The organism is Acuticoccus mangrovi (assembly GCF_016411865.1).
Lineage (GTDB): Bacteria > Pseudomonadota > Alphaproteobacteria > Rhizobiales > Amorphaceae > Acuticoccus > Acuticoccus mangrovi.
The window spans coordinates 359,946-373,296 of record NZ_JAEKJA010000001.1 but is presented as its reverse complement, the minus strand read 5'-3'; the positions used below and the strand labels follow the sequence as shown (position 1 = coordinate 373,296).

Annotated in this window: 5 protein-coding genes; all 5 read left to right on the top strand. The window is 64.8% G+C overall.

Annotated elements, in window-relative coordinates; translation table 11 throughout:
* Positions 1 to 3 precede the first annotated feature (3 nt).
* The gene (locus JCR33_RS01715; protein ID WP_211109997.1) at positions 4 to 1,224 is read left to right on the top strand and encodes a hypothetical protein; all 1,221 of its coding nucleotides are present in this window, start codon (positions 4 to 6) and stop codon (positions 1,222 to 1,224) included.
* A gap of 586 nt (positions 1,225 to 1,810) precedes the next feature.
* Positions 1,811 to 3,154, top strand: a complete 1,344-nt coding sequence (locus JCR33_RS01710; protein WP_332461094.1) for a DUF1254 domain-containing protein — start codon at positions 1,811 to 1,813, stop codon at positions 3,152 to 3,154.
* 109 nt (positions 3,155 to 3,263) lie between these two features.
* Positions 3,264 to 3,848, top strand: coding sequence for a nuclear transport factor 2 family protein (locus JCR33_RS01705; RefSeq protein ID WP_198880268.1), 585 nt, complete (start codon positions 3,264 to 3,266; stop codon positions 3,846 to 3,848).
* 733 nt (positions 3,849 to 4,581) lie between these two features.
* The gene (locus JCR33_RS01700; RefSeq protein ID WP_198880267.1) at positions 4,582 to 6,666 is read left to right on the top strand and encodes a TonB-dependent siderophore receptor; all 2,085 of its coding nucleotides are present in this window, start codon (positions 4,582 to 4,584) and stop codon (positions 6,664 to 6,666) included.
* 914 nt (positions 6,667 to 7,580) lie between these two features.
* A complete protein-coding gene (locus JCR33_RS01695; RefSeq protein WP_198880266.1) occupies positions 7,581 to 13,265 on the top strand; it encodes an autotransporter outer membrane beta-barrel domain-containing protein in 5,685 nt (1,894 codons plus the stop codon).
* The last annotated feature ends 86 nt before the right edge of the window (positions 13,266 to 13,351 follow it).

The window sequence follows — 13,351 nt, the reverse complement described above, 5'->3', positions numbered from 1 at the left end:
AATATGACGCAAGTATCGGCAATGGACCCCGTCCACGTCACCCAGCACTCGGTCGTGTACTATCCGCCGTTCTCCACACAGGAAGACCTGAACAATCACTACCATCGCGCGTGTTGGTATCTTCCCTATACGCCTGGTGTCTTGGACGATGTCATTTTTGGGACATCGAATGACATCAGCATGGCGCGACGGCCGGACCATATGTGTGCGTCTCGCCAACCGGTTCCTCACATTCGATTGGTGAGCGCTGGGAATGCCTATGCCGAAGCGCTCAGCAGAGCCAAACTCGTCCTGGTGTGGACACGGGTCCCCGATTCGGCGCTCGAGATTTTTCGCAACGCTAAGATCCCCGTGGTGAACGTAACCACGGATGATGTCGACACCGCAGAGTACGGAAATTACTGCCGCCTGATGTGGACCTTGCATTCGGCAGATCAGCGTAACGCGGAATTGCACAAGGGTCGACGTCGCTTTCGCGAATTCGGAAAACAAGTAAGTGAGAAAAACTATAAGTCAGCGTGCGTCTTCGGAACAGGCCCGTCGATCGATACTGCCTTTAATTTTGATTTCTCAAGCTGCTTTACTCACGTCTGCAACTCCACTGTTCAGAGCCAAGAGCTTCTCGGTCATATCAATCCCGACTTAGTTTCGGCCGGCGATGTGGTCAGTCATTTTGGTGTATCGAGTTATGCAGAGCGTTTTCGCAATGATCTGTTCAGTTATATGAGATCGAGCGAGGCGTATTTTCTGACAACAGCTCCTTTCGGAATCTTACTAGCTTTACAATACCCTAAATTACGTGACCAAATAATCCTATGCAATCAAGGGCCGGCACTGCCGAACTTCGCACTCGATCAGGAGTGGTGGCTTCCCGGATTGGATAGCGTGCTGAACATCATGATGTTACCCGTCGCCGCGACGTTTCACGACACGATTTACCTTCTCGGTTGTGATGGGAAAAACCCCGATCCAGAACTTAACGAGGATTTCTGGGCCCACTCCAAGTTCGCGCAGTATCACGACCTCGTCGATACCGGGCATCTCTGCCATCCGACGTTCGAGATTCACCGCCAAGTTCGCACCTGGGCTCGGTTTCAGTCGTCGGTCAAAGCCACATCCGAAATCGGTGAGAGCCGATTTGGCAAGCGCTATGTCTCCTTGGCACCGTCGTTTACGCCGGGCGTCACGGAGCGATACAGACCGGACGAAGCCCCTCCTGTGTGAGGCCGGGCGACCTTGATTGCGGGAACCGAGGCGGGTCCGCTCGGTGTTGCCGTGAACGAGCCGAAGAAGCTCTCGCACATCGCATTGTCGAAGGCGTCGCCGGCCGATCCCAAGGATCGTCATACGCCGGCCTCCTTGCATCGGCGGCCTCACCCCGAATGAGTTTGCAGCCCGGTTCCGAGGGGAGCACTCCATCATCCGGCGCCAGCGAATTGACGTGTCTTTTTCAGGGTCTCGCGCATGCCCGGCCAAGGAGCGGGCCTAGACCGACCGTCTAGGACGCGGCCGATCCAGACTCCGCCGGTGGGAATGCCGTTGCGCCTCCTCGGGCCAAGGTTCATTGTCGCGCCGATTGACGGTTCAACTGCGATGGCGGTCGCGCGAGAGAGCGACGTTGAATGTAACGCAAAAGCCGAGCGCAGTTGACGATCCAGCCACCGATCGTGTGGCACGAGTTGGGGAGAATAAATAACTAATGAAACTGAAGTGTGTCTTGATAGCCGCCGTGTTCGCCGCATCGACGTTGCTGCAGGCTTCGCCCGCGTCCGCGCAGGGCATTTCCCAAAGCGAAGCCGATGCGATCGCAGTGGAAGCTTATCTCTATTTCTATCCGATCGTGACCATGGATTTGACGCGCCGGCAGCTCACGAGCATTCCGCCGGGCGCGAACGCCTTCGGCGGCAGCGAGAACTGGTTCACCAACGTCCGCGCCTACCCGACCGCGAACGAAAAATCGGTGGTGCGGCCAAACTTCGACACGCTCTATTCCTCGACATTTCTCGACCTCAGCGAAGAGCCGATGATCGTGTCGGTGCCCGACACCAACGGCCGCTACTACCTTTTGCCGATGCTGGATATGTGGACCGACGTCTTCGCCTCCCCGGGATGGCGGACCACGGGGACGAAGGCGGCGAACTTCCTCATCGCCCCGCCGAAGTGGCGGCCGGACCTCGGCAGCGACTTCGCCAAGACCCTGGGGCTGCCGGAGGGAACGGCGCGGATCGACGCCCCGACCTATCGCGTTTGGATCATCGGCCGCACCAAGACCGACGGTCCGTCCGACTATGCCGCCGTTCATGCGATCCAGGATGGCTACAAGGTGACCCCGCTGTCGAAATGGGGGCAGACCGTGAGCGAGCCGAAGTTCACGCCGGATCCCACGGTCGACATCTCGATGCCGCCGAAGCTGCAGATCCGCCAGATGGCCGGCAAGGACTATTTCACCTACGCCGCGAAACTCTTGGAGGTGGAGCCGCCCCACCTGACCGACCAACCGATCGTCGCCCGCATGGCCCGCCTCGGGATCGTGCCGGGTCAGAGCTTCGACGTCGACACCGCCGATCCGGTCGTCAAGGCCGCGATCGAGGCCGCGCCGAAGACCGCGCTCTCGCTGATGGACTGGAAGACCCCCCAGATTGCGCCGACGACCAACGGCTGGTCGATGGACATCGACACCGTGGGTGTCTACGGCAACTACTATCTGAAGCGCGCGATCCTGACGGACGTCGGCCTCGGCGCCAACGTCCCGCAGGACGCCATCTACCCGATCGCGCTCGTCGATGGCGACGGCCAGCCGTTCGACGGCAAGAACGACTACGTCCTGCACTTCGAAGCGTCGGAGATCCCGCCGGTCGACGCCTTCTGGTCCGTGACCGTCTACGACAATGACGGCTACCAGATCGCCAACAGCCTGAACCGATTTGCCCTTTCGAGCTGGATGCCGCTCGAGCACGGTTCGGACGGCTCGCTCGACCTCTATTTCCAGTCCGAAAGCCCCGGAGCGGACAAAGAGGCGAACTGGCTCCCCGTTCCCGACGGGCCGTTCAACGTCACGATGCGCCTTTACGCACCGCGTCCGGATGCGATCCTCGGAAAGTGGGCGCCTCCGGCGATCGCCAAGGCCGGACACGCCAGCCAACCTGCGCAATAGTCAGATCGGGGGCGCACGGTGATGCCCCGGGCAACGGCACGGACGGACCGGCGCTCTCCGCGCGCTGGTCCGTCCACCAGGTTTCGGTGATCAAACGAATGAAGGACACATGACGCAGATCGTCGTACGGGCCCTAGCCGCCCAGCTTCTCCTTTGGCCCGCCGCGCCGGTCCTCGCTCAGACCTCGCCGCCGGAGGGCGCAAGCTTTGCGAGCGGCGTCGCCGCGCTTCACACCTACGCGCCGACGGGCAATCCCGGCTCGACGGATTTCGACGTCACCGATCGCGCCGCGATCACCAATCTGATCTCTGCCTATTCGTTCGCCTACGACAACTTCGAGGCCGCCGCCTGGCTCTCCCTCTTCACGGCGGACGCCGAGTTCGTTGCCGGTGAGCCGGGCGAGCCGGCGCTGTCGTTCACCGGCGACGGCTTCCGGTCGTTCTGGACGAAGCGGATGAACGCGTTCCGCTCATCCGGCGAGCAGCGTCGGCATCTGATGGCAAACATCCTCTTCCTCGACCAAACCGCCGACACGGCCCACGTCAGCGTCGTCGGCCTTCTAGCGAGCACGGCGGATGCGCATACGTTCAGCGCCGTGTCGAGCCTCAACTACGAAGGCTGGCTGGTGAAGGGACCCGACGGCTGGAAGATCAAGCGCTGGCACGACTTTCCCGACGCCGCGTTCTCCCAATAATTCGCGAGGCGGCACAACCCCGCGCCCCGATACACCAGAGGCAAAACGTGGCGGTTCGCCCACTGCCGTCTCGATCCCATCGTCATCCACACCGGCCTGCATGGCCGCTCTCCGCAGGGCTGCGCCGCATGCCGCCCTGCCCCGCCTCCCCTTAGCCTCCCTGGGCCCCGATCCTTCCGGCACGCCGGTCGCAGGAGCGAACCTCGACCTTCGAGAAGTCGATGAGTTGGCGGGCGGAGTGGGAACGCGCCGGCGGCTTGTTGCTCCTGCGCTGGCGCCGCCACAGGCTGGAGCCCATCGAAATCGAAGACCCTCGCGCGCGCGCCGAGCGGGGTCGCCAAGGTTACGCAGCGTGTCAGCCGATCCTCGTCATCGGAGATGCTGGGCCCTCCCCGCGCCACGCCCTCTCCGTCACAGTGAAAAGGATCGGATCGCTACCTTTGCTTATATTTAGAGGCGTTCGATTGTCTCATAGAATTTTAAAAGACAGCATCCCTTCGCCAAATGTATAGAATACGCAAAATGAAAAAATGTTGCTGAACAGACACGCTGACTGCTCGAGATTTTGCATGAAGGTAAATTTAGACTCGTGAAGGCGAGTATTGGTGTGCATAGTCACAACTGTAGAACGGTTGGATGACATGCGATGCCTTGTAGTAAGATCTCCATACTTGTGTCGGCAAGTGCGGCCGCGGTTTGCCTCACCGCAGGACATTCGCCGTCGTATGCGCAAGTGATTCAACTCGAACAGATCGTTGTTGAGGGCAACTCCGACGATGCTGGAACGACGCCCGGCGGTATCGCCGATCCGGCTCCGCCCGTCGGCTACGTGCCCACCGAGACCACCGCCGGCTCCAAGACCGCCACCGATATCCTCGCGGTGCCGCAGTCGGTCTCCGTCGTCGGCGAGCGCGAGATCGAGGATCTCGGCGCCCAGAAGATCGACGAAGCCCTTCGCTATACGGCGGGCGTTTACGCACAGCCCTTCGGGCCCGACGGGGATACTGACTGGATCTACATCCGCGGGTTCGACGCCAGCCAGACCGGTATCTTTCTCGACAGCCTGCAGCTCTTTCAATATGCCTTCGCCGGCTACGTGATCGATCCGTGGATCACCGAGCGCATCGAGGTCCTGAAGGGAGCCGCGTCGGTGCTGTACGGCGGCTCGAACGCCGGCGGCATCGTCAACATCATCAGCAAGCGGGCGGACGGCAAGCGACGCCGATATGTCGAATTCGGCATCACCGATGAGCCGAATGGCTACGGGGCCTTCGACTTGGGTGATCGGTTCAACGCTGACAGTCCGTGGAGTTACCGTGTCCTCGGCAAGCTGAAGGGCGGCGCGACGCAGACCGAATATGCGGACGAGTTCCGCGGTCTCATCAACCCGAACCTCACCTTCGACAACGGCACGACGCGCGCCGAGTTCTATGGCTCCTTCCAATACGACGACAACCAGCACACCGGCGGCTTCTGGCCCTATGTCGGCTCAGTTGTCGACGCACCCTACGGAAGGATCCCGCGCGACCTCTTCTACTCCGAGCCGGAAGAGGATTACATCCGCGCCTGGCAGGCCGCCGTGGGCGCCGACGTGGAGCACGACGTCAACGAGAACGTCACCGTGCGCTCCAACACGCGATACACCGCGATCCATCGCGAGGAGTACGGACCTTACCCCTACGACTACGACACCACGGACAACACGCTCTATCGGCTCAACTTCAAGCACGACACCGACGCGCAGTTGTTCAACAGCGACAACCAGATCGTCCTGCGCGGCGAGACCACTCCGCTCGTCCAGCACGAACTCCTGCTGGGGGTCGACTACCGCTACTTCCACATCGATCAGGTGCAGGCGACCGGTCCCGCCGATCCGCTCGATCCAATCAATCCGATCTACACCAACGCGCTCCCCGCCCTCTACGACCCCTATCTCGATGACGTCATCGATCTGCACCAGCTGGGATTCTACGCTCAGGACCAGGCGCGGTTCGGGAACGGCTTCATCCTCACCGCGAATGGGCGCGTCGACAATGTCTGGATCGACCGCAACGACCGCTCCGCCTCTAATGCGGACTACTCGGGGTTCGAATCGGCACTGTCCGGCCGGATCGGCCTGGGTTACGAGTTCGACTTCGGCCTGGTGCCGTACGTCTCCGCCTCGCACTTCTTCGCTCCGCAGATCGGCACGGATGCGAACGGCGATCCGGTAAACTCGCAAACCGGCGAACAGTACGAAGTCGGCTTCAAGTATCGCCCCCAGCTCAAGCCCGGGGTCATCGACGGGCTGTTCACCGTGTCCCTGTTCGATCTGACGCGCCGCAACACCCTGCAGTCCGTCGCGCCCCTCTACATTCCGCAAACGGTGGGAGAGATCAATTCGAAGGGGATCGAGCTCGAAGCGACTCTGAGGCTGTGGAACCAGCTCGACGTGAAGGGCGCCTTCACCGCCTACGACCTCACCATCGTGGATGACGCCAACGAGGCGATCATCGGCAATCAGCCGTACCTAATCCCGAACGTGCTCGCTTCACTCTGGATGAACTACACCGTGCCGACAGGACGGTTCGCGGGTGTCGAGATCGGCGGCGGCGTGCGTTACCAGGGCGAATCCTATGCCGACAACGAGAACACATTGAAGGTGCCCGACGCGTTCATCTTCGATGCCCGCCTCGCCTACGAGCGGGACAACTATGGCGTGTCTCTCAACGTGACCAACCTCTTCGATGAAGAGTATGTCTCCGGCTGTCAGGGCATCTACACCTGCGGCTATGGGGAAGGCCGCAAGTTCCTGCTGAAGGCTTTTGCCAGATTTTGAGGATCTGGTTTCGGTCGAGGCGTCGCCCCACAGCGAGCGACGTCGTTCCCGCGTTCCGATGACCTTCGCGGGGTGGACCACATGTCAGCGCTGGATTGAGAACGTGTCTCCCTGCACTGCCCCTGTGCCTACCTCCACCCACTCGATTTCTGGCATTGACCACCGCGAAGCAATCTCGTTCCCGAGAGCATCGCCAGTTCGAGATTGGAGAGGCTGCGGACTACGTCTCACCTCGCGGTAGACAGGCTCGAAGGCATCGCGTTCCGCCGGTCAGGATCGAACTATGTCCATGGTATCCGATCGATCGTTACGAAGCTAAATTAACTGAAACATTTAGGCAACAGTACGACCGGCGACGGTCCGAGCGCCCCGCTTGCCGTCGGGAATTGCATTGAAGCTCCAAGTTCCGTGGGACCAACATCCTCGCAGTCAGGTCGGGGAAGGTTATGGTGCGGAAAAGGCACTCTGCGAGCGTACGAATTCTGAAGTTCGGTGTGAGCGCCATAGCACTCGTCGCAACTGTCCCGACACTTTCCACATTGGCGCATGGACAGTCCGCCTATACCGGCCCGATCGCGGCAACTGGATCAAACGGCAAAGACGACGGTGTCTTCTCGGACGCGGGTGGGGGTGGAACACCTGCACCGATCGACGTGATCGCAAGCGGAAGTGCTACCGTGACAACGGTTTCCATCACATCGACCGGCGGTGATGGTGGTAACGGGAGCGATCACAGCGGTGGCAACGGCGGCGATGGCAGCAGCGTTACCGTAGCCACGCAGGGCGACTTCTTCGACTCTATTGGCTATTCTGCAATCTATGCCGCTTCGGTCGGGGGAAATGGCGGATCCGCAGGCTCTGCGGTTCTCGGTCGGCACACCGCCGGTGCGGGCGGTGCAGGCGGATCCGTGGCGGTGACGATCGACCCCGCACAAGGGAGCTCCGACCCCGCCTCGATCCTCCATGCGAGCAGCTCTCTCGCGACGATCCAGGTCCGCAGCGTCGGCGGTGACGGAGGCTACGCCGAGGGCGACTTCGCCCTCAAGGGTGCCAACGGAAACGATGGCGGCGCCGGGGCGGATGCGTACCTCGAGATCAACGGCGCGACCATCGACACGGAGCCGGACACCGACGGGCAGAACACGGGCAGCCCCGGTATCGAGGTCAGCTCGCTCGGCGGGAACGGCAGCTTGGGCGGGCAATCCGGCGATCCCCACGACAGCGCGAACGGGGGTGCGGGAGGTGCCGGCGGCCCGGCGACCCTCGTCTTCACCAGCGGCACGAACTCGATTACGGCAGCGGGTTCCTACAACCCCGGTGCACTCGTGGAGAGCGTCGGCGGCAGCGGCGGCGCGGCAGGCGCGGGCGGCGGCGGGGGCGACGCGGGCGCAGCCGGGGCCGGCGGCGCCTCCACCCTGATCGTCAGTGGCGGGACACTCGACGTCACGACGAGCGGCACCGGCTCGCACGGCCTCGCCGTCCAATCGATCTCCGGAACCGGCGGATCGGGCAACGCAGAGAACTTCTCGCTGATCTACGGTGCCGGCGATGCGGGCGGCGCGGGCGCCGACGCGGACACGGCGACGGTCACGCTGAACGCGGAAACCACGGTTGGCACCAGCGGCGACGGCGCAATGGGCGTCTTCGCCCAATCGATCGGTGGCGCCGGCGGCAACGGCGGTCCGTCGACGAGCCTCTTCGGCGTCGGCGGTGACGGCGGTGGCGCCGGTGGTGGCGGAACCGTGACCATCACGAACCCCGGCACCGTGACGACGAGCGGCGACGGCGCCTTTGGCCTCTACGGCCTCAGCATCGGCGGTGGTGGCGGACTGGTCCTCGGCTCCGCCATTCCGTCCGAATATCTCGGCGGCGGAACGGGCGGCGGCGGCAACGGAGCGTTCGGCATCGGCGGCTCGGGCGGCTCCGGCGGCGACGGCGGTAGCGTCACGATCGAAACGACCGGCACCGTCAAGACGACGGGCTCGAACGCGCACGCCGTCGTCGCGAGCTCGATCGGCGGCGGCGGCGGCGCGGGCGGTGGCGCGTTCTCGGTCGCGCCGTTCGTCTCGGTCGCGGTCGGCGGCTCCGGCGGCTCGGGCGGTAACGCCGGCACGGTGGAGGTGAACCCCGACGCCACCGCGGCCGTCGACGGCGCGATCATCTCCACCTCGTCCGTCGGGGCGTATGGCATCAAGGCGATGTCCGTCGGTGGTGGCGGTGGCGACGGGGGTGGCGCCGTCGCCACCGCATTCGCGGCTCCGATCACGCTGGCGTCCGGCGGAGCCCAGTTCGGCGCCGCGATCTCCATCGGCGGATCCGGCGGCGCGGGCGGCGACGGGGGCGAGGTCCACGTCAACAACGTGGCCGACCTGTCGACCGCCGACGACGAGTCGATCGGCATCTATGCCGCCTCGATCGGCGGCGGCGGCGGCACCGGCGGTCACGCCGCGTCGTACACGGTCGGCCTCGTCCGCTCGCCGGGAACCGTCTCGCTCAACGCATCGGTTTCGGTCGGCGGGTCCGGCGAAGGTGGCGGCAGCGGCGACGAGGTCTACGTCACCAACTATGGCTCGGTGTCGACCACCGGGATGATGGCGAGCGCAATCCACGCACAGTCGATCGGTGGTGGCGGCGGCAACGGCGGCAACTCGCAGGCGGTCGCGGCGAGCCTTGCGACCGAGAACTCGGTGGGCAGCAGCCTCACGGTCGCCGTCGGCGGCTCCGCCGGTGGTGGCGGCGACGGCGACGAGGTCCACGTCACCAACGACGGCTCCATCTCGACCGCTGGTCAATTCTCCCACGGCATCATCGCGCAGTCGATCGGCGGCGGCGGTGGTACCGGAGGCCTCGGCGCGGCGTATTCGATTCCCGGCATCTCGCTTGCGGCGGCCAACGGCATCGCCGCCGGCGTGGCCGTGGGCGGCAGCGGCGGACCGGCGACGGGGTCCGCGCTCGTGAAGGTCATCAATTCGGGCTCCATCACCATCGAAGGACCGAACTCGTCCGGCATCATCGCCCAGTCGATCGGCGGTGGCGGCGGCTACGGCGGCGGGGCTCAGGCCTCGTCCAACGCCGACGGCCCGCAACTCTCGGTCTCGGTCGGCGGATCGGGCGGGAGCGGCGGCGCCGGCGGTGACGTGACCGTCGACAACCAGGCCGGCGCGGTCATCAAGACCTCCGGCCACGGCGGGTTCGGCATCCAAGCACAGTCGATCGGCGGTGGCGGCGGCGCCGGCGGGGCGGCGAGCGCGGGCAACGACCTGCCCGTCGAGATCCTCGACGAAGCCGACGCTCTCCACCAGGACGCGACGACGATCCAAAAATTCCTCAAGGCCGTCCGCCCCGCTTCCGCGACGGTTTCGCCGGAGGGCGAGGCCTCGGAGCCCGAAGAGCCGGAGGGGATCGAGCTGCCCAACGTCGCTCTGGATATCTCCGTCGGCGGCTCGGGGGGTGTCGGCGGCATCGGCGGCACGATCGAGGTGAGCAACGAGGGAACGATCTGGACCGAAGGTGACACGGCGAGTGCCATCTTCGCTCAGTCGGTCGGCGGTGGTGGCGGATTTGGCGGCGGCGCCAGTGCCGAACTCGGCCAGCTTTCCGGCTCCGTCAACGTGGGCGGTGGCGGCGGCGCCGGCAACAACGGCGGCCAGGTTACCGTCACGAACAGCGGCGAGATCACGACGGCGGGCAACTTCTCGCCCGGCATCGAGGCGCAGTCGGTCGGCGGCGGCGGCGGCACGGGCGGTGCCGCCACGTCCGAGGAAGGCATTTTCCTGTCGGCCGCGCTCACGGTCGAGGTCGGCGGCGACGCCGGCAACGCGTCGAACGGCGGCGAGGTCGACGTCACCAACACCGGCATCATCAAGACGCAGGGCAACCACTCGCACGGCATCTTCGCCCAGTCGGTGGGTGGTGGCGGCGGCCACACCTACTTCAACGGGCAGAGCTTCGACGACAACGGCATGGCGAGCGTCTCGGGCGCTCCCCTTTACGAGACGCCCGGGCTGTCGACCTCGGTCGCGACCGCCGAGGGTGGCGAAGCGGAGGACGAAAGCAAAGGGCTCAACTTCACCTTCGGCGGGAATGGCAGCAACGGCGGCAATGGCGGGCTCGTCGACATCGAGGTCGGCGGCACCATCACCACCATGGGCGACGACGCTTTCGCCGTGTTCGGTCAGTCGGTCGGCGGCGGCGGTGGCACTGGCGCGGTGGGCTCGGGCTATATCGACATCCCGCTCACGTTCAGCGCCGGCGGCGACGGCAACAGCGGCATCGGCGGCAACGTCGAAATCACGCTCGACGACGGCGCCGTGCTCTCCACCGAAGGCACCGGCGCCAGCGCGCTCGTCGCCCAAACGGTCGCCGGCGGCGGCGGTCACGTCGCCGGTCTGGGGACTGAGCTTGCCGATGCGATGAGCTTCCTGGTGTCGAACGGAACGGCGCACACGGGGGGGAGCGTGAGCGTCACGACCGCGGCGGACGCCACCGTGTCGATCAAGACGACGGGCTACGGCGCGCACGGCATCTTCGCGCAGTCGACGGCTGGCGGCGGCGGCTCCATCGGCAGCTATGCCGGGCACCTGTCGCTCGCCGCGATTCCGACCGAGATCGACCTCGAGAATTGGGGCTCCGGCGGCGCGGTGACGGTCGACGTCGTCGGCGACGTCGTGGCGACGGGCGCCCACTCCGTCGCCGTCTACGCCGAGAGCAGCGGCTTGGGCTATGTCACGAACGGTACGATCAGCGTGACGACCAACGGGACCGTGACCGGCGGCACAGGATCGAGCGCGGCGGGGATCGCCATCCTCGGCGGCAATCAGTCCAACACGATCACCATCGAAGGCGGTACGGTCTCTGCCGGCGAGGGCGGCTACGCCGTCGCCGCGGCTCACCTTCTGTCGTTCGACGATCCCGCCTCCGTCACTCTCACCAACCGGGGCACGTTGATCGGCAACATCGATCTCGGCTTCGGCAGCAACGTCTTCGACAATTCCGGGACGTTCTATCCCGGCGAGATCGTCGTCGTCGGCACCAACGACGACACGCTGCATTATGTCCCGCCGACGGTTCAGGCGCTGCAGGGCAACTGGTCGAAGCAGCCTTTTTGGGGCGAGGGCAGCTTTCAAAACACCGGCCACATCGACGTCGCCGGCCCGGGCGTGATCGGCTCCACCGAGTTCCAAGCGGTCGAGTTCTCGCAAATCGGCGGCTCGCTCGGCCTCGACTGGGATCCGGCCAACGGCATGATCGACACGATCGACGTCACCAACGGCGGGGTCGAGGGCGGTACGCTCTCCTTCGGCGGAACGGTCGTGCCGACGCTTCTGTCGCTTCCCACGCCGTCGCAGGAGGCCGCAACCTTCCTCACCACCGACCTCGGCTCGGTCACGCTGAACGCATCGCCCGTTGACACCCTCGCCACCCAGTATTCGCTCAATCAGGTTGGAAGCACGTTCACCGTGGGGGCCACGATCGACTACACCACACCCGAGAGCCTCGCCGGCACGAGCGCCCAGGATGTCGCGCAGCATATCCAGTCCGTCTACACCGCCGGCGGGGGTTCCGGTGGACTGAGTGCCACACTTGTCGCGCTCGCCAACGAGACCGACGAAGACGACTACGTGGCGATGATGAAGGAGATGAGCGGCGACGTCGCCAGCGCGACGACCGGGGTGCATTCCTCCGACAAGGCACAGATGGTTCTGGAGACGCAGAACTCGTGCCCTGTCGTCAATGCGGCGACCGGCCGGCTCACCGAAGAATCCTGTGTCTACCTGAAGCCGATCGGCCGCTTCGCCTCGCTCGATGACGACAGCGCCACGTCCGGTGTCGATACCGTCTACGGCGGCGTCGCCGTCGGCGGACAGAAGCTCGTCGGCGACGGCTGGTATGTCGGCGGCGTCGTCAGCTACGGCCAATCGCGTGCGGAAAGCGACGATGGCCGGTTCGAATCCCATGCCGACGACTATGCCGCCGGCGTGGTCGTCAAGAAGCGCATCGACGACGTGTTCCAAATCGCGCTGGCGGGCACCTACATGTTCAGCGATCTCAACCACGAACGCACCACGGCCCGCTTCACGACCACCGGTGGCCGCGTCGCGCGGTCCGACGCCGTGGCACACACGCTCGCCGGCCGCGTGCGGGTCTCCTATGACGGTGCCGTCGGCCCGATGTACGTGAAGCCGATGGCCGACCTCGACGTGGTGTGGACGAGCGTTCCAGCCTACAGCGAACACGGTGCAGGCGCCTTCAACCTCGCCTACGAGGACACGCAGGACGTCAACGTCGCGGTCAGACCGGCGGTCGAAGTGGGCACGCAGGTGGTTTTCGACGGAGCGAAACTGCGGGCCTATGGCCGCCTCGGCCTCACCTATTGGTCGGATCGCGAGTTCAACCAACGCGCGCGCTTCGCGGCGGCTCCGGTCGGAGCCACCGCGTTCGACAACTCGTTCGAGGGCGCGCGGCTTCTCGCCGACGCCACGCTCGGCGCCGAGCTCGTGACGAGCGGCGGCCTCGAGCTACGCGCGCAGTACGACGTCTCCGCCGGCGGCGACTCGATCTATCAGGCCATCTCCGGCCGCGTGGGGTTCCGCTTCTGACCCCCACACGCCCTGGCTTGCGATGGTCGGTGTGCCGCCCTCGATCGAGGATCTGGCGTTCACGCCCCCATCGCCGACGAGGCATT